General features: G+C 62.3%; 16 protein-coding genes and 1 pseudogene. 12 read left to right on the forward strand and 5 right to left on the reverse strand.

Annotation, left to right across the window (positions count from 1 at the left end):
• Positions 1–9 precede the first annotated feature (9 nt).
• Genes trbK-alt through NKI73_RS03630 form a run of 6 tightly spaced genes read left to right on the forward strand, consistent with a single transcriptional unit; the run spans position 10 to position 5,066 of the window.
• Positions 10–405: a putative entry exclusion protein TrbK-alt gene (trbK-alt, locus tag NKI73_RS03605; protein ID WP_352627483.1), complete on the forward strand. Its 396-nt coding sequence runs from the start codon at positions 10–12 to the stop codon at positions 403–405.
• 1 nt (position 406) lies between these two features.
• Positions 407–1,768 (forward strand): P-type conjugative transfer protein TrbL, encoded by a 1,362-nt coding sequence (gene trbL / locus NKI73_RS03610; RefSeq protein WP_352627484.1) that lies wholly within the window; start codon positions 407–409, stop codon positions 1,766–1,768.
• A 2-nt stretch (positions 1,769–1,770) separates the two neighbouring features.
• Entirely contained in the window at positions 1,771–2,454 is a 684-nt protein-coding gene (gene trbF, locus NKI73_RS03615) for a conjugal transfer protein TrbF (protein ID WP_352627486.1), read from the forward strand.
• Positions 2,451–3,590, forward strand: a complete 1,140-nt coding sequence (trbG, locus tag NKI73_RS03620; RefSeq protein WP_352627488.1) for a P-type conjugative transfer protein TrbG — start codon at positions 2,451–2,453, stop codon at positions 3,588–3,590. Before trbF ends, trbG begins: the two co-directional genes overlap by 4 nt.
• The gene (locus NKI73_RS03625) at positions 3,587–4,840 is read left to right on the forward strand and encodes a TraB/TrbI/VirB10 family type IV secretion system protein (protein ID WP_352627490.1); all 1,254 of its coding nucleotides are present in this window, start codon (positions 3,587–3,589) and stop codon (positions 4,838–4,840) included. Before trbG ends, NKI73_RS03625 begins: the two co-directional genes overlap by 4 nt.
• 1 nt (position 4,841) lies before the next feature.
• Positions 4,842–5,066, forward strand: a complete 225-nt coding sequence (locus NKI73_RS03630; protein ID WP_023673788.1) for a DUF2274 domain-containing protein — start codon at positions 4,842–4,844, stop codon at positions 5,064–5,066.
• 44 nt (positions 5,067–5,110) lie between these two features.
• On the opposite strand, the gene NKI73_RS03635 is transcribed toward NKI73_RS03630, so the two are convergent.
• Complete coding sequence (locus NKI73_RS03635) at positions 5,111–6,070, reverse strand: LysR family transcriptional regulator (protein ID WP_352627491.1); 960 nt, start codon at positions 6,068–6,070, stop codon at positions 5,111–5,113.
• Positions 6,071–6,081: 11 nt separating this feature from the next.
• Positions 6,082–7,077: a class I SAM-dependent methyltransferase gene (locus NKI73_RS03640; protein WP_352627493.1), complete on the reverse strand. Its 996-nt coding sequence runs from the start codon at positions 7,075–7,077 to the stop codon at positions 6,082–6,084.
• A gap of 278 nt (positions 7,078–7,355) precedes the next feature.
• On the opposite strand from NKI73_RS03640, the gene NKI73_RS03645 reads away from it, so the two are divergent.
• From NKI73_RS03645 to NKI73_RS03670, 6 genes and pseudogenes are all read left to right on the forward strand, one after another.
• Entirely contained in the window at positions 7,356–8,237 is an 882-nt protein-coding gene (locus NKI73_RS03645) for a helix-turn-helix transcriptional regulator (RefSeq protein ID WP_352627495.1), read from the forward strand.
• 108 nt (positions 8,238–8,345) lie between these two features.
• Complete coding sequence (locus tag NKI73_RS03650) at positions 8,346–9,551, forward strand: MFS transporter (protein WP_352627496.1); 1,206 nt, start codon at positions 8,346–8,348, stop codon at positions 9,549–9,551.
• A 73-nt stretch (positions 9,552–9,624) separates the two neighbouring features.
• Positions 9,625–10,953 (forward strand): hypothetical protein, encoded by a 1,329-nt coding sequence (locus tag NKI73_RS03655; RefSeq protein ID WP_352627498.1) that lies wholly within the window; start codon positions 9,625–9,627, stop codon positions 10,951–10,953.
• Between the two features lie 384 nt (positions 10,954–11,337).
• A pseudogene (locus NKI73_RS03660) lies at positions 11,338–11,554 on the forward strand (IS5/IS1182 family transposase); the annotation flags it as partial.
• A 232-nt stretch (positions 11,555–11,786) separates the two neighbouring features.
• On the forward strand, positions 11,787–12,455 hold the full coding sequence (locus tag NKI73_RS03665; RefSeq protein ID WP_352627500.1) for a N5-glutamine methyltransferase family protein: 669 nt from the start codon (positions 11,787–11,789) through the stop codon (positions 12,453–12,455).
• Positions 12,452–13,567 carry a hypothetical protein gene (locus NKI73_RS03670; RefSeq protein ID WP_352627502.1) on the forward strand — a complete coding sequence of 372 codons (1,116 nt, stop codon included), beginning with the start codon at positions 12,452–12,454 and terminating at the stop codon, positions 13,565–13,567. Before NKI73_RS03665 ends, NKI73_RS03670 begins: the two co-directional genes overlap by 4 nt.
• Before the next feature lie 47 nt (positions 13,568–13,614).
• Here the strand turns inward: NKI73_RS03670 and nadE are convergent, their stop codons facing one another.
• Genes nadE through NKI73_RS03685 form a run of 3 tightly spaced genes read right to left on the reverse strand, consistent with a single transcriptional unit; the run spans position 13,615 to position 16,456 of the window.
• Positions 13,615–14,622: an NAD(+) synthase gene (nadE, locus tag NKI73_RS03675; protein ID WP_352627504.1), complete on the reverse strand. Its 1,008-nt coding sequence runs from the start codon at positions 14,620–14,622 to the stop codon at positions 13,615–13,617.
• Entirely contained in the window at positions 14,619–16,163 is a 1,545-nt protein-coding gene (locus tag NKI73_RS03680; protein ID WP_352627506.1) for a class I adenylate-forming enzyme family protein, read from the reverse strand. Before NKI73_RS03680 ends, nadE begins: the two co-directional genes overlap by 4 nt.
• A 26-nt stretch (positions 16,164–16,189) precedes the next feature.
• Complete coding sequence (locus NKI73_RS03685; protein WP_057144558.1) at positions 16,190–16,456, reverse strand: acyl carrier protein; 267 nt, start codon at positions 16,454–16,456, stop codon at positions 16,190–16,192.
• Positions 16,457–16,468 lie beyond the last annotated feature (12 nt).

A 16,468-nucleotide genomic window follows, 5' to 3' on the forward strand; every position in this document is an offset into this window, starting at 1 on the left:
GCCGGCGCGATGGATGGCAAGATCCTCGCTCGCATCGGCGCTGTCCTCTTCATCGCAGTCGCTTTGACAGTGACCGCGATCGAAATGAGCAGCAAGGACGAGCAGCCTGACGCTATTGTGACGCGGGGCCGTTCCTTGGCGTTACAAGACCCGCTCGCGGCCGAATTGCGCCGCTGTACCGGGATAGGCGAGGCGGGCCCTCGCGATCCCGGCTGCCTGAAAGCGTGGGCAGAGAGCCGGCGCCGGTTTCTCGGTCAACATGACTCGGCAACCGCGCCTGCTGCCGTTGCCCCGAAAACGTCATTCCCTGATGTGCCGGCGTCAGCCGACCGGAAAGAAGGGGAGGGAACGGATGTGACCGCTCCCGCGATGCAGGTCGAGCCGCCTCGGTCGGAGATTCGCTGATATGGGCGGCATGGGCGTCATCGACCATTTCCTCGAAGTCTTCACGCGCTACATCGACGGCGGCTTCGGTCTGCTCGGCGGCGAGGTCGGCTTTATCGCCACGACCCTGATCGTCATCGACGTGACGTTGGCGGCGCTCTTCTGGTCCTGGGGGGCGGACGACGACATCATGGCGCGCCTCGTCAAGAAGACGCTGTTCGTCGGCGTCTTTGCCTATCTCATCTCCAACTGGAACAATCTCGCCCGCATCGTCTTTGAAAGCTTCGCTGGGCTTGGCCTGAAGGCCTCGGGTACGGGTTTTACCGTCAACGATCTGATGCGCCCGGGCAAGGTGGCGCAGACCGGGCTCGACGCCGGCCGGCCGTTGCTGGACTCGATCTCGAACCTGATGGGCTATTGGTCCTTCTTCGAGAACTTCATCCAGATCGCTTGTATGTTCTTCGCCTGGGCGCTGGTGCTGCTAGCCTTCTTCATCCTGGCAATCCAGCTCTTCGTCACCTTGATCGAGTTCAAGCTGACGACGCTCGCCGGTTTCGTGCTGATCCCCTTCGGTCTGTTCGGCAAATCCGCGTTCATGGCCGAGCGGGTGCTCGGCAACGTCATCTCGTCCGGCATCAAGGTGCTGGTGCTCGCCGTCATCATCGGCATCGGCTCGACCCTCTTCTCCGAGTTCACTTCCGGATTCGGCGGGACCACGCCGTCGATCGACGACGCCATGGCGATCGTGCTGGCCGCACTGTCGCTGCTCGGCCTTGGCATATTTGGACCTGGCATTGCCAACGGCCTCGTCTCCGGCGGCCCGCAGCTCGGCGCGGGCGCGGCGGTCGGCACCGGGCTCGCCGCCGGCGGCATGGCAGCAGTGGGCGCAGCGGCCGGCGGCGCCATCGTGTCCGGAGGCGTGGCTGTCAGCGGCGGTGCTGCAGCGGCGGCCCGTGGCGGTGCCGCCACCGCGGGCAGGGCATCCACAGCCTACGGCCTCGGCGCGGCGGGACAGTCAGGCTTTTCCGGGGTTGCATCCGGGCTCGGCGGTGTCATCAGCGCCGGTGCTCAAGGTGCCATCTCACCGCTCAAGCGCGCGGCCAATCATGCGGCAGGCAGCATGAAGCACAGCTACCAGTCCGGCGCTCGCGCTGCCTTCGAGACGACGGGCGGGTCATCCACGGCTGGCACAATCGGCGCGAACGCGCCCGAAGCCGGCTCCGCTCCCGTCGCGTCCTCCGCAACCGAAAGTCAGCCTGCCTGGGCAAAGCGCATGAAGCGCTCGCAACAGATGACCCATGGCGTCCAGGCCGCCGCTCACGCCGTTCGCAGTGGCGACAGCCATGGCGGCGGCTCCTCGATCAACCTCTCTGAAAGTGAATGAGCATGTTCAAACGACCGTCCACGCACTACGGCAGATCCCCACAACCCGAGACCCCCTACCAGCGCGCCGCCCAGGTCTGGGACGAGCGCATCGGTTCCGCTCGCGTGCAGGCGCGCAACTGGCGCACCATGGCCTTCGGTTGCCTGGCGCTCGCCGCCGGCTTCTCCGCCGCGCTCGTCTGGCAATCCGCCAAGGGCTCGATCGTGCCTTGGGTGGTGCAGGTCGATCGTCTCGGCCAAGCGCAGGCTGTCGCCCCTGCGGTCGGCGACTATCAGCCGAACGATCCGCAGATTGCCTTCTACCTGGCGCACTTCATCGAACAGGTGAGGTCGATCCCCGCCGATCCGATCATCGTGCGGCAGAACTGGCTGCGCGCCTACGACTTCACGACGCAGGGCGGGGCGCTGGCTCTCAACGACTATGCGCGCGCCAATGACCCGTTCGCCAAGGTCGGCAAACAGCAGGTCGCCGTCGACGTATCGTCGGTTATCCGCGCATCGCCGGTGAGCTTCCGTATCGCCTGGGTCGAACGCCGTTATCAGGACGGCTCACTCGCTTCCACGGAGCGCTGGTCCGCCATTCTCACCATTGTCGTGCAGCCCCCGCGCGACGCCGACACGCTGCGCAAGAACCCCCTTGGAATCTACCTCAACGCCATCAACTGGTCGAAGGAGCTTGGACAATGACGCCCGCACTCTGCAAAGCCGCCCCCTGGGGGCGTCCGGCCTTCCTCATCTACGCAATGCCGGCCTTCCGCAAAATGGCCTTTCCAACACTTCTGCTTTGCACTGCGGCGCTTGCGGGCTGTGCCACCAGGCAGAAGCCGCCGGAGATTTCCTATGACGATCCGGTCCCGGCCGTGCAGGCCGTCGATCCGCCCCCGCCCGTCAAGGTGGTTGAGCTGTCAAAGCCGCTTCCGCTTCCAGGCCAGTTGAAGCCGGTCGGCAAGGAGGCAAAGCCCGAGCCGGAACCGACCGATCCGACCGCGCGCGTGAACCTGGCCAATGCGGCCGCGCGCGTCCAGCCTGTGCGCAACGGCTTCATCAACTCGATGCAGGTCTATCCTTTCGTCGATGGTGCGCTCTATCAGGTCTATGCATCGCCGGGGCAGATCACCGACATCGCGCTCCAGCCCGGCGAGCAGCTCGTCGGCTCCGGTCCCGTCGCCGCCGGCGACACCGTGCGCTGGATCATCGGCGATACCGAGAGCGGTACGGGCGGGGCCAAGCAAGTCCACATCCTCGTCAAGCCGACGAGCGCCGACCTTCTCACCAATCTCGTCATCAATACCGATCGGCGTACCTATCACATGGAACTGCGCTCGACGCCGTCGACCTATATGGCGTCGGTTTCCTGGCAATACCCGCAGGACCAACTCATCGCCTTGCGCAGGCAGAACCAGCAGGCTGAGGCTGCACAGCCGGTCTCGATAGGCATCGATCTTTCTCGGGTCAATTTCCGCTACGCGGTGACTGGCGATCGCGCACCGTGGCGGCCGCTGCGCGCCTTCGACGATGGCAAACAGGTGTTCATCGAGTTCCCGCGGGGCATCGGCCAGGGCGAGATGCCGCCGCTCTTCGTGGTCGGGCCGGAAGGCGACACGTCCGAGTTGGTCAACTATCGCGTGCGCGGCAACTACATGATCGTCGACCGGCTGTTTGCCGCCGCCGAGTTGCGCTTCGGCGCAGGCAAGAACCAGCAGCGCATCCGCATCTCCCGCACCGATGGGGTAAGGAGCAGTCGATTTTCATGGATGCGTGGCCCTGGTGAGGCCCCGTCAGCGACGAACCTCCGAACAGACAGGGGAGGGTCGTCATCATGAGCGACAGATTGGATCCCGGGAAGGAAGAAGGCCGGGGGCCGGTGAATGACGCCCGAGCGGAGGCGCCGGTCGAGGATGACGCCCGGCCGCTGACAGGCGAGCCGGCCGCGGCCATGCGGCTGCGCGCCGAGCCGCCGCGGGTGACGCGTCTGTCCCGCAAGGCGCTGGCCGGGTTAGGGCTCGCCGCAAGCCTCACTGTCGGCGGTGCGTTGATTTATGCGCTGCAGAACCGTCAACAAGGCCAGGGTCAGGAGCTGTATTCAACCGATAATGGTTCGACGCCCGATGGGCTCGCCGGCCTGCCGAAGGACTATACAGGCGTTCCAAAGCTTGGCCCACCGCTTCCCGGCGATCTTGGCCGCCCGATCCTCGCCGCGCAGATTGGCGGCCCCGCGCCATCGACAGGTCCCGTTGGACCGGACCAGGAGGAGCAGCGCCGGGAGCAGGAACTGGAAGCGGCAAGAACCGCGCGTCTGTTCGCGTCCACGCAAACGCGGCCCGCAAGTGACGCGACCGCCGCTCAGCCTGGAACAGGCACGACTGGCACCCCGTCACAGACCAACCTCGCCAGCCTTGGCCTCGCGCCGGAGCTGGCGACGCCCTCGGCGCAGGACCGGCAGCTTGCGTTCCTCGATCAGCCGCCGGACAAGCGCACCGTCTCGTCGGATCGTATTGCCCCGCCGGCGTCGAAGAATGTCCTGCAGGCGGGCGCCGTCATCGCAGCCGCCCTCATCACGGGGATTCGCTCCGACCTGCCGGGTCAGATTACCGCGCAGGTAACGGAGAATGTCTACGACAGCCCCACCGGACACATCCGTCTCATTCCGCAGGGCACGCGTCTCATCGGCCAGTATGACAATGGTGTCGGCTTCGGCCAGCGTCGCGTGTTGCTGGTATGGACCAGGCTGATTTTTCCTAACGGCCGCTCCATCGTTCTGGAACGTGAGCCTGGCGCGGACGCCGAGGGCTATGCTGGCCTCGAGGATGGCGTCGACTATCATTGGGGCGAGCTCTTCAAGGCTGCAGCACTTTCCACGGTTCTGAGCATCGGGGCGCAGGCAGGCTCATCGGGCCAGGAAAGCGACATAATGCGCGCTCTTCGCCAAGGTGCCTCGGACAGCATCAGCCAGACAGGCCAGCAGATCGTCCAGCGCCAGCTCAACATAGCGCCGACGCTCACCATCCGACCGGGATTCCCGGTGCGTGTGATCGTCACGCGCGATCTCGTGCTTGAACCTTATGGAGGCTGAAATGGCCAAGCTGAAACTGGGGCCGATCGCCGACGACAAACCCGTCAAGGTCATGGTGGAACTCCCAGCGGCACTGCACCGCGATCTGACCGCTTATGCCGAGATCCTCGGCCGCGAAGCGGGGCAACGGCCCGCCGATGCGCCGCGCCTCATCGTTGCGATGTTGGAGCGGTTCATTGCGACGGATCGGGGCTTTGCCAGGGCAAAGCGCTCGGAGGGTGGTTAAAAGCCGGACGACTGAAGTCAAACCGGGTCAGTCGCGCCTCCCATTCATGACGTGATTTCAGAAATCGCGCCGCGGCGTTCCGTAATACCTGCACTGACAGGGGTAGGCGCGGGTCGCGCTGCTGTCACCATGTTTCTTGCGGTCCCAACCAGCCGCAGAAGCGCACGATTTGGGTTCGATTCCAGCCACACCGCCTTAATCGAACTGATGCTGTACTGACCGTCGATGGGTTTCCACACTGTAGCGTCGATGGCGACGGTCCTGGCAAAACCTTCGCCCGCCAGAGTAACCCCTTGACCGAGTTGCACCTTGAGGATGACCGTCGCTTCGCTCGCGCGACATATTTGAATAGCGGGGCCACCCTCCACGGCAATCTTTTCTAGCAAAACCGGATACTGCGGCGATCCGCCCGAAACCAGCAGACAAGTATCTGCAAGATCCCTCCATCTGACTGCCGGCCTTTCAGCGAGAGGATGGCCACCGGGCAGGAGAACGAACAAGCGCTCGTGCCCAAATAGCTCGCTGCGGCATAAGGCGCCGTTCTCGAGCCCGTGCGTGAAGACGATGTCAAGGCGCCGGCGACGTATTGCCGCCAGACACTGTTCATGGGGAACGTCCTCGATGGCGATGCTCACGTCCGGATGCAAGCTGCGAAATCGATCGACAAGCCGCGCCACGAACGCCCGACCTATCTGGCCGCACAACCCTATCTTGACTGTTTTGGCATCCTGGTCGTCGCGACCACCTCCGGCCAGGGCATCGTGCAAGCCTTCATAATGAGCCCGGACGAGGTCAGTCCAGGCCCGGCCTGCTTCGGTCAGCCGAACACCATGGACGTCGCGATCAAACAACTGCATGTCTAGCAATTGCTCGAGAGCAACGATGTTGCGGCTGACACAGGATTCCCTCACTCTGAGAACTCTTGCGGCCTGCCTGAGGCTACCATGGTCGACAGCTGCGAAGACATGGTCCAAACGGCGGAGCGTATTGTTGACCTGTCTCAAGGCTCAGGAGCCTATTCCTGTGCGGCGGGGACGCTAACCGGCAGGGTCGGATCCAAGCTGGTTTCGTAGACGTACTCGTGCGGAATGGCTGGAGTGGCCATCTGGGAAAGGTACCGGTTTAGGTTTTCCTCGCTATTGCTCGCCGCGAGGCTGCAGAAATTTCCGCTGTTCCACGTCAGGAAGCAGTAGCTGAAATGCGCGCGTAATGCGTCAGCCATGTGTGCCAAAGTCACCTCATTGCCGAACATCGTATCCAGAACGAGGGTTTGCTTCTTCTCGATTTCGTCTGGGGGAAAATAGCGCGCCTTGAAGCCGAAATCTTTTTGATATTCGCGACGCCTGTAGTCCGGCTCCTCGGTTGCCCGGAACTTCTCGACGAAGACGAAGATTCCGTCCGCCTTGAGGTGCTGGGTTACGAACTCGATCTGTCCCGTTCTGTTCGGCGAGTACATCTGAAAGGTCGTATCTTCGAGAATGATATCGAACCCGTGAGCGAAATTTGCCATTCGCGGATCCGAGCCTAGGACGTCCTTGGTCAACTTATGGAAGGGGCCAATGAAGAAGTCGGCGTGCGGCGGTTGGCCATAGGCCATGAAGCATTTGTAATTCTCCGAGTTCGGGCTGCACGACAGCGAGCGTACCTGTCCATCGGACAGTTCCGACAATGTTCTCGCCATCGTGCCTTCCGCTGTTCCAAGGCTGTATAGCGCAAGCGGACCACCACGATGCCGTGCGTATTTCAGCACTGCGTAGGCCATCCGGCACTCCTCCTCCAATCTGTAGGGAATGCTGCCGTGATAGTGCTGGTCAAAAAAACCTTGTCGTGCCGCGTGCAGGCTGACCAGGTCGCGCAGCAGTTCATCGCTCGGAAGAAGGCGGGCATCGGCGACGGGCTTGCGGATTGGCATCCCGCTCTTGCCAGCGGCGGTCGCGGCGAAAAAGCCGGCCAGTCCGTTGATCCGTGGGCCATGGTCGCACTCAGCCAGAAAGTCGTCGAGTCCACGCATCGCAGTATGCCTCCAGCACCGTTCCATTGGTGAGATACCGATACGTCGATGGGGGAAATTCCACTAAGGTAAGTGGGGTCTAATATTTCACCGGGCTCAAGTATTGGCTGAGCCAACTGGTAGGCCTGCCGGATACAGGCGGCTTTCACTCGTTTGCCATTTTTTCGCTAAAGTCACATCTTCTACCAATCCAGAGTTATTTGCGTGTTGTTCAGCAACCCATGGTTCGCCACATCATGCGACGACTGGCCACTCGCCAGTAAGGAGGCTGTGGATACGTGAATAATCTTGCGCTCGACCCGACCGAGAACCGCCGTTCACGGCACCAGTCGCTTGCCCACAAATATGAGAATTGGGGGAGCGTGCGGGCGGACGTGGTCAAAAGAACCGGGCTTGAGCGCCAGGAGACAAGACTCCTCCAGCCAAACCATGTGTTCTTGATGAACCTCAAGGGCACGGCGTGCCGCGGACAAGACATTGTGGATGGGCGCCGGATTGCCTTTTTGCCGCGCCGGGCCGGTTCGACAATCTTCATGCCCGCCGGCAGTGATTGGAATGGATGGGACGAGGGGGACGCGACCGCTTCCTACCTCCTGGTCTCGATTGAAAAAGGGTTCGCCGACGATGTGTTTGCGGGAATGGCTCGCCATCGCCCGCTGCCGCCTTCGATCGGATTTCGGGACGGCACTGTAGAGTTGGCGTTGCAAAGGATTGCCTTGGAGCTCAAGCAGCCTGACCCCATCAGCGCAACGATGGTGGAGTGCCAGGCCACGCAATTGCTCGGGCAAATGTTAAGGTTGAACGGCTTCCATCAGGAGCCGGCAAAAGGCGGTTTGTCATCGTTCGATCTCAAGCGGGCGGTGGACATGATCGAGACGTTGTCGGACGGCAGACCTACGCTCGCCGATCTGGCAAAAGAGGTTGGGGTTAGCCGGTTCCATTTCTGGAGGGCCTTCAAGCAGTCGACAGGCATGACGCCGCACGCATTCATTGCGCAGCGACGGTTGGAGCAATCCGCGGACATGCTGCGATCGACCAATCTGTCGGCGACGGAAATCGCGATGGAATGCGGTTTCGGCAGCTCGAGCCATTTCGCGACCGCCTTTAAGCGGGCTTTCGGCGCGGGCCCCACGGAATTTCGTCGTAAGTGCAGAATCTAGGTCGCCGCCTGTCGGTTCTCAGCAAGTATCGGAAAACCCAAACATTCACGGTAAAGCAGGCTTGGTGAAAGAAGGTATCCATGGGCGGTCAGCCCGGATACGCCGCTCATGTCAAACCTGGTTCGAAATCATCATGCCAAAGCACGGGCCGGCCGGTCCAATCCCTGCTTCGGATTCCTAGCCAGCACGTTATCGGCGGCTGTTGCCCGAAACGGCTACTACATCGCATCCGCATGGATTCTCGTCGAGCGAGGGCACGGAACTGCTGGCGTGGCGATGTTCCTTGCGATCGTCAGCGTTGTCGAATTGATCGCGAGCCCTTTGGCCGGCGTAGGGGCGGATCGGTTTGACAGGCGGTGCTTGAACGTTGCGGCGGACCTCAGTCGCTTCGTCATTATGCTGGCTACCGCTTGCGCGCTCCTCTACATGGACGTGTTTCTGATCATCTGCCTGTCAGCGGCCCTCTTTTCGTTTTGCGACCGTGTCGCGCTAACGAGCTCTCAATCAATGATCCCCGTGATAGCTGACGGCCGCGATCTTGTAGCCACGAATTCCGCCGTCTTCTTCGTCATGCAGTTCGGCAATCTCGGCGCAGCTCTGCTTGCAGGGCCTTTGCTGCATGAGCGCTCCCCAGCCCTGCCATTCACCGTTCTTGCTGCCTTCTTCCTGTTTTCAGCGGGCTGCCTAGCCTTGATGCGGCTGGAACCGGTTTCGCGCGATGTCCGCATCGCCAAAATCTCGGCAGCACAATTCGATCTGAACCTGCGTCGTCTCATTGTCGTCTACGCGCTTCTCTATACAAGCGCGGTGCTTGTCAGCGTCATGGGATCTAGCTTCGTCTTCCAGGAGCAGAAGGGTACTGCCGCGGATTTCGGCTACCTTGAGGCCGCATGGTCGGCGGGCTCACTGTTCGGCGCGGTCTCTCTATTCCGGATTGAAAGAGCGATGAGTACCCACGCGCGGCATCTCATGCTTTTGGGTTTAACGGCGCTGGTACTCATGGCGCTGACATCTCTGCGCGCGCCCTGGACAGTGATCCTTTTTGCCGCGCTCGGATTTCTATACAATCTTGGACGCGTCAGTGTTGAAGTCACATTGCAGTCGCAGGTATCCATTTATCTGTTGGGCCGGGCAAAAGGCATTATGCACAGTGTGGCCGTAGTGCTCGGGTTACTCATCTTCGGCATCGCCACCGCTGTCGGAGATCGAGCATTTCCTTCGACGATTTTCTTCAGCTTTGGAGTGGTGCTCATCATCAGTATTTCGTGTTTGAGCGTCGGCGTCGTTCAGACGCAAGAAAAAGGTGACTCGTGAGGTGGAAGAGCTAACAGCAGGCGTAGATGCGAAACAGGCAGTCCTGGGGTCTCTGGAGGCACTCTACCCCTGGATGAGACCTTATCATTCCCGGCCGATCCGCGACTATGCGTTTCGCCTGTTCGAGGCGCCAGCTACCAGGTCCGTGCCAGAAATCCGCTTTCGCGCCTTCACCAAACTACTCGACATCATCAGGCAGGCAGCGACGCGAAACGGGTTGTCTGCCGATACCGCCTCGGAAATCTGCAGGGATTTCGAAAGGCGCCGCGTGTTGCAGACAGGCCCTCATTTGCTTCTCCTCATGGAGCCCGAAGCCTACTACACGCATATTTTCAGCCTCCTTGGTCTCGAGGCGCATGGCTGTTCCACCTATGTTTCCTACGCCGTTTCGACGGTGAATCTCGTCGGAAAGCCACGCAAGGGACCAGGCTGGCTCACCGTTGATGGGAAGCCGGTCAACGTCTTCGGCCTGAGCCGAAGCCGGATGATCGGATACAGCCTGCTAGCCGAGCAGGGACCCTATAGGTTCGAGTTGCTGCCGAGGGAGCCGAACACTAAGGGCGACGCGCTCACGCTGCTTCGTAACCTTCTGCCGAAGGCGCAATTCGAGCGGCCGGCGCATGCCATCAAGGCAGCCAATCTCATCCTTTGGCCAAAAATGTTCGGAGGCCACTTTGCTTTCCTGCAGATCGACGACGAGGATATCGCCGACCTGGTGGCCGACCATCTGTCGGACGAAAATTCCTGGCTACGCATGAGACTGCTGGAAGACCCGAAGTTCGCCTTCAATATCCTTGCCGGCCTCGACGGGCTCGCGTCCGGCCCCTGGAGTGGCTGGCTCGCGCGCGGTACTGATTTCTTCTGGTCCTATGAAAATGGCAAACGCCTTCCGCTGCGTCTGATCGCCGGAGAACTCATCGATCCTGCGACCGGTATGAAGGTGGCGTGCTTCACGGCCCCCGACATCGTAGAGCGGCTGGCAAACCGCAGCCTTATCCCGAATCTCCTGCTGATGTTTCTGGTTTTGTCGATCCTGCCCGGCGTGCGCGCGCTTGGAGGCAGCTATCAGCCGATCTACTATCCTCTGATGCGCTATGTCGTCTGCCGGGCGCTTGAGGCCGCAGGCGTGGATGAAGATCTTCGGCAGGCTCTTGCGATGGACGACGTGCCGGGAGCTTGGGGACATCGGGTAATTGAGTGCGATAATGATCCGTTCGACCTATTCCTAAATGGCAGCAACGGCGGGATGAGTGATCTTATCGACCGTTTGGGCGACATTTCCTTCGCCGAGGCATGTGGAAGCATGAAAGGCTTCGTGACGGACCCGTCGTGGCATGAGCTTCACAGCCGGCTGCGGAACGGGCTGATTGCGCCGACCGATGAGGAATGGGCTTTTTCCTGAAATGTTTTATACGCTTCCAGCAACTGGCATGTGTAATGCCGGTAGCGAATGGCTGCTGCGCGCCTCGCTCTCCATGGACTCAATTCAAACTCGCACCAAAAGCAGACACTGCATCAGAAACAGCTAACAGAAAGCAATGACTGATACGAGGCTGGCACAATTAAACGACTGATATTGCAACATTATCATTCGTTCTTACGTCGCGACAGGTGTGGCGGTTTTGAACGCAAACGGTTGCCAAAAGCGCCGCCATGATTCATCGTGCTTGCGATGTTTCTGCGTCCCAAACCCTCTCCGCGCCTCCGCCGGCAGGAGCGGTTTTCCGGCGCTTGGCGGCAGCGGCTGGCGCTTGAGGCGGCCGGGGCAACAGCGAAGCAAGCGGGCGACGGTCGGCTGAGATGGCAGGCTGCTACCGGCTATGGTAAGCGAGGCTCTGATCGAGACCGCCATCGGAAGGTACAAGGCACTAATCGGACGACGCTTGCGGGCTCGTTCGTTCGCCGCTCAGCAGACCGAGGTTGCCGTCGGTTGCAGCGTGCTCGACCGCATGCTGGCGTGTGCACGCCCGGAATCTGTCCGGCATCAAGTCCGGCAGGTATAACCGGCAACATCAAAGACCGAAATGCGTTCGATTTCATATCCGCGTACCAACGCCGCATCTATATGGCCGAGTTGGCGCGCTGCGGAGTATCGGCGGCGATATCTTTAGCAGCCGTTTACCGGAGCGCGATAGGTCATTGTGTATGCAATACCGTCGGATGACGTAAGGAACCGCCGTGCCGCACAGAGCAGCAGCCCTAGCCGGCCGTTCTACGCCCCGCCTGCATCGTTTCATGAGCGTGATGCTCGAACTGGCTCCGGGCGTTCTCGTGCCGCGTCAGGAAACAGAGTTGCTCGGACAGAGCGCGCTCGCGATTCTTCGCGATCGCGCGCCCGGCCCGATGGTGATCGACATGTGCTGCGGCTCCGGCAACCTTGCTCTGGCGATCGCGGCGGAAGTTCCGTTGGCCCGCGTCTGGGGGGTGGACGTGACTGACAGCACGGTCGCGCTCGCCCGTAGCAATGCCGAACGCTTGGCCCTTCAGGACCGGGTCACCATCCGGAAAGGGGATCTGTTCGGTGCGCTGGAGGGCGATGGGCTTATCGGCGCGGCGGACATGATTGTCTGCAATCCGCCCTATATCTCGACCGCGCGCCTCGAAGGCGAGAGCGCGCATCTGCTTGAGGGCGAGCCGCGCGAGGCCTTCGACGGGGGGCCTTACGGCATCTCGATCCACCAGCGGCTGATCCGGGACGCAATCGATTCCCTCAAGCCTGGTGGCTGGCTGCTGTTCGAGTTCGGGCGGGGGCAGGACCGCCAGGTGGCTGCGCTGATAGCCAGAGCCAAGGCCTATGAACCCGTGACATTCGCCAAGGATGAGGTCGGAATGCCGCGTGTCGCACTCCTCCGGAAGCGGGAGAACGGTGCGCCCGCGATCTCATCCTCCGCGAGTTTGGCATGAGCCAGATTCGTCCCCTGCAGGCTGCGGATATTCCGGCCGTCGTCGGGCTCTTTCAAAGAACCTTCCGGGACGGTGGAAAGCCGCCGCCTCCGGCGCTCGAGACTTATCTGCGCTGGCACTATCTCGAAGGCCCGGTCTGCGATCCGGAGATCGCGTCTCTCGTCCATATTGCGAGCGAAGGCGACATTTCAGGCTTTGTCGGCGTGAATGTGCTGCCGATGAGGCATGGCCAGCGCAAGCTGCGCGCCGCCATCTGTGGTTCGCTCATGGTCGAACCGCGGGCGAACGACCCGATGGCCGGCGCAAGGCTGCTCAGGACATTCCTGGCCGGGCCGCAGGACATCTCCTTCAGCGAAACCGCAAATGCCCTCTCGACGCAGATGTGGACGAAACTGCGCGGGGTCGCCCTGCCGCAATACAGCCTGGACTGGATCCGGGTCATCCGGCCTTCGGCCTTCCTGCTCGATCTAGCCTCGCGGCGAGCCGGCGCCGTGCGCTTGCTTGACCCGCTCGCGCGCGGACTCGATCGCTATCTTCGCGGACGGATGCAGGAGAACGAGATGCGCTGGTCCGGGGTCCCGGAACTCTGGAATGGCAAGGGCGGCCTCATGGTTGCCGAAATCGATCATGCCGGTTTTGCGGCTCTTTTGGACCCGTTGACGCGGCAGTTCCCGCTCCGCCCCGACTGGAGCGCGGAGCAGCTTGCGCATATCCTCGCGGAGGCTTCCCAGAAGCCGGACTATGGCGACGCCGTGTTCGCGTCCGTCTCCTCCCCCAGCGGGGCGCTGGTCGGCGCCTTCCTCTATCACACCCGCCCGGGCAGGATGGCGCGCGTGCTGCAGGTTCTGGCCCTGCCGGGGCAAGCTGGTTCCGTCGTCGACTGCTTGATTGGCGATGCAGCGCGGCGCGGCGCCGCCGGCCTGCGCGGCCGGACGCAACCCGCCCTGCTGGCAGCGATGCTGGGTCGGCAGGTCGCCTTCACTCAACCGGCCTCGACCGTGGTGCATTCGCGCGACGAGGAGCTGGTGAACGCGTTCCTGAGCTCGCAAGGCTTCTTCAACGGGCTGGCCGGCGAGCACTGGAATCGCCTGGCCGGGGAGCGGTTCGAATAGACCGTCATTGCGCGCGCGGCGACATAATCCCGATGGTCGCGCCGATCTCAGCAGGCGATTTCCTCGACGGGGCGGACGAGCTGCGGGCCAAGGTGCAGATAGCGCGTCGCCCGGCGCTTGGCGGCGATATCGGCCCAGACGCGTTCGACCTCGACCGTAGTCAGCTTCGCGGCGGCGCCGACCTCCACGGCTGAAAGGCCGTTATTCAGGCCGAAGAGGCAAATATCCATGCGGTCATAGGGCAGGGAGAAGTAGAACTCTTCCTGCGTCTGCTCGAGGGAATAGGTGTCGGTCGTCGGCGCCCTGCGGCAGATTTCCTCGGGAATGCCGAGATGGGCGGCAAGCGCATAGACCTGGCTCTTGTAGAGATGGGCGATCGGTTTGACGTCAGCCGCGCCGTCGCCATTCTTCACGAAGAAGCCTTGGTCGTATTCGAGCCGGTTCGGCGTGCCGAGCACGGCGAAATTCAGCCGGTCGGCGTGATAGTACTCGATCTGTTTGCGCGTGCGCTGCTTCATGTTGGTGGCGGCGACGATGCCGAGATAGACCGCCGGCGACATGCGCTGCTTCGTCTGCCGGCCTTCGGGGTCCTGCACCACCAGCGAGGAGATGTTGTAGCCTTCGCCGGCGAGCGAATTGGCGATGACGATCTTTGAGGCCCAGCCCGGCCCGTATTCCGGCACCAGCTCGCGGATGAAGGCATCCCGCCGCTCATAACAACCCATCGCGTGCAGCGTCGGGCCGATATCCTCCACGATCGCTTCGACGCCGAAGGTTTCGGCGGCCAGCCGGCCGAGGCGGAGGCTGTCGGGATCGGAGTCACTTTCCGGCATGAACAGGCAGAAGACGTTCTTCGCGCCGACGGCGCGGGCGGCGAGCGCGACCGAGACGCTGGAATCGATGCCGCCAGAGAGGCCGAGCACGAGCCCGCGCTTGCGCATGCCGCGTAGCAGCTCGCGCAACCCGGCGACGATGCGATCGGTTTCCGCAGCGTTGTCGAGCGTCAGCGCGTCGGCCGAGAAGGCGGGACGGCTCGGGGCGAGGGAGAGGTTCATTCTGCAGTCCCCAACGTTTCGGCCGCCAGCCTTCGGCTGACCTTTCCGGTATCGGTCTTCGGCAACTCGCGGCGGAACTCGATGAGCTTCGGCACCATGAAATCCTCGAGATGAACGGCGCAGTAGCGAATGATGTCCCGTTCGCTCAGGGTCTCGTCCGAGAGAACGACGAGGGCGGCAATGGCGTGGCCGAGCACCGGATCCGGCACGCCGGTCACCACGGCTTCCACGATGCCGGGATGGGCATGCAGCACAGTTTCGACTTCCTTCGGGGCGACCTTTTCGCCGCGCGTCTTGATGATGTCGTCCTTACGGCCAACGAAATAGAGGAAGCCGTCCTTGTCCGTCCGGAACAGGTCGCCGGTGTGGAGCCGCTTTTCCCAGGGATGCGGCCCGGGACGCAGCATCTGCTCCGTGGCCACGTCGTTGCGCCAATAGCCCTGCATGACATGCGGGCCGCGGATGACCAACTCGCCCGCCACGCCCGGTGGCACGCGGTTGCCCTCATCGTCGACGACGATCGCTTCCGTGTTGGGAATAGCGATGCCGACGGAACCCGGCCGGCGGTCCAGCTCCTCCGGGGGCAGGTAGGTGCAGCGCTTGCACTCCGTCAGACCGTACATGGAATAGAGCCGCACGGCGGGGAACAGCTCGCGCAGCCGGGCGATATGCACCGGCGGCAGGGCGGCGGCGGTGTTCGAGATATAGCGCAGGCTCGGCAGGAAACCCGGCGCCAAATCGCGCATCTGCAGGATCAGCGCCGCCATCGTCGGCACCAGCGGGAAACCGGTGACCTTCTCGGCGCGGATGCGCTCGAAAATGGCCTGCGGAAAGGCGAAGGATTTTTCGAGGACGAGGGTCGCGCCGAGCTTCATCGCCATCAGCAGCTGATAGAGGCCGTAGTCGAAAGCCAGGGGCAGGACATTGAGGATGATGTCGTCAGGGGTGTTGCGCAGATAGGTCGTGATGGATTCGGCCGCGGCATCGATATTGCGATGCGTCATCATCACGCCCTTGGGGCGGCCGGTGGAGCCCGAGGTGTAGATCAGCATGGCGAGGTCAATGTCGATCCCGCCATGGCGAACGGGCACGGGCGCGACCTTGAGACAATCCTCGAAGGAGGCAGCGCCATCCGGCGTATGGCTGGATGGCGCTTGCGTCGACGCGACGAAGAGCGGCCGGTCCGACAGCGCACGCGCCTGGATCACGACAGGCCTCAGCTTGGCCTGGGTCAGGATCGCCGCAGCCTCGCAATCGTCGATGACATAAGCGAGCTTGTCGGCCTTGGTGGAGGCGTTGATCGGGCTGAAGGTCGCGCCCGCCTTGAGAACCGCGAAGATCGAGACGGCGGCTTCCCAGCAATTGTCCATGAAGACGAGAACGCGGTCGCCGCGCTGCACGCCATTCGCGGCGAGAGCGGTCGCGAGCCGGTTCGACAGATCGTCGAGCTCGTCATAGCGCAACCGCTTCCGGTCGGTGACAAGCGCCGTCTTCGCGCCATGCGCGGCCGCGTTCGTGATGAGGAATTGCTCGACCCGCATGAGCTCGGGCCTTCCGCTGCCAGCCGTCACGCCGCGACGAGCGATGCGGTCTTCGCTGTGATGAAGGCCGTGATGCGCGCCAGTGAATCGAGGTTGGCCGGCACGATATCGGCGTCCGCAACTGTGATTCCGCAATGGTCCTCGATAAAGGCCACCAGTTCCAGAACGCCGGTCGAATCGATGATGCCGTTCTCGATCAGCGAGTCCGTATCGGCGAGGGCGTGGGTGGTGTCGCCGAACAGGAAGTTCTCGATGACAAAGGCCTTCACTGCGTCTCGGATCGTATCGGTCATGTCGTTCGCTTT

This window comes from Mesorhizobium sp. M0496 (assembly GCF_040321205.1).
Lineage (GTDB): Bacteria > Pseudomonadota > Alphaproteobacteria > Rhizobiales > Rhizobiaceae > Mesorhizobium.

What these genes read in the sequence shown, in the direction of transcription:
- trbK-alt (WP_352627483.1), top strand. Translation starts at nt 10, where the DNA reads ATGGATGGCAAGATCCTCGCTCGCATCGGCGCTGTCCTCTTCATCGCA.
- trbL (WP_352627484.1), top strand. Translation starts at nt 407, where the DNA reads ATGGGCGGCATGGGCGTCATCGACCATTTCCTCGAAGTCTTCACGCGC.
- trbF (WP_352627486.1), top strand. Translation starts at nt 1,771, where the DNA reads ATGTTCAAACGACCGTCCACGCACTACGGCAGATCCCCACAACCCGAG.
- trbG (WP_352627488.1), top strand. Translation starts at nt 2,451, where the DNA reads ATGACGCCCGCACTCTGCAAAGCCGCCCCCTGGGGGCGTCCGGCCTTC.
- NKI73_RS03625 (WP_352627490.1), top strand. Translation starts at nt 3,587, where the DNA reads ATGAGCGACAGATTGGATCCCGGGAAGGAAGAAGGCCGGGGGCCGGTG.
- NKI73_RS03630 (WP_023673788.1), top strand. Translation starts at nt 4,842, where the DNA reads ATGGCCAAGCTGAAACTGGGGCCGATCGCCGACGACAAACCCGTCAAG.
- NKI73_RS03640 (WP_352627493.1), bottom strand. Translation starts at nt 7,077, where the DNA reads ATGCGTGGACTCGACGACTTTCTGGCTGAGTGCGACCATGGCCCACGG.
- NKI73_RS03650 (WP_352627496.1), top strand. Translation starts at nt 8,346, where the DNA reads ATGTCAAACCTGGTTCGAAATCATCATGCCAAAGCACGGGCCGGCCGG.
- NKI73_RS03655 (WP_352627498.1), top strand. Translation starts at nt 9,625, where the DNA reads ATGAGACCTTATCATTCCCGGCCGATCCGCGACTATGCGTTTCGCCTG.
- NKI73_RS03665 (WP_352627500.1), top strand. Translation starts at nt 11,787, where the DNA reads ATGAGCGTGATGCTCGAACTGGCTCCGGGCGTTCTCGTGCCGCGTCAG.
- NKI73_RS03670 (WP_352627502.1), top strand. Translation starts at nt 12,452, where the DNA reads ATGAGCCAGATTCGTCCCCTGCAGGCTGCGGATATTCCGGCCGTCGTC.
- nadE (WP_352627504.1), bottom strand. Translation starts at nt 14,622, where the DNA reads ATGAACCTCTCCCTCGCCCCGAGCCGTCCCGCCTTCTCGGCCGACGCG.
- NKI73_RS03680 (WP_352627506.1), bottom strand. Translation starts at nt 16,163, where the DNA reads ATGCGGGTCGAGCAATTCCTCATCACGAACGCGGCCGCGCATGGCGCG.
- NKI73_RS03685 (WP_057144558.1), bottom strand. Translation starts at nt 16,456, where the DNA reads ATGACCGATACGATCCGAGACGCAGTGAAGGCCTTTGTCATCGAGAAC.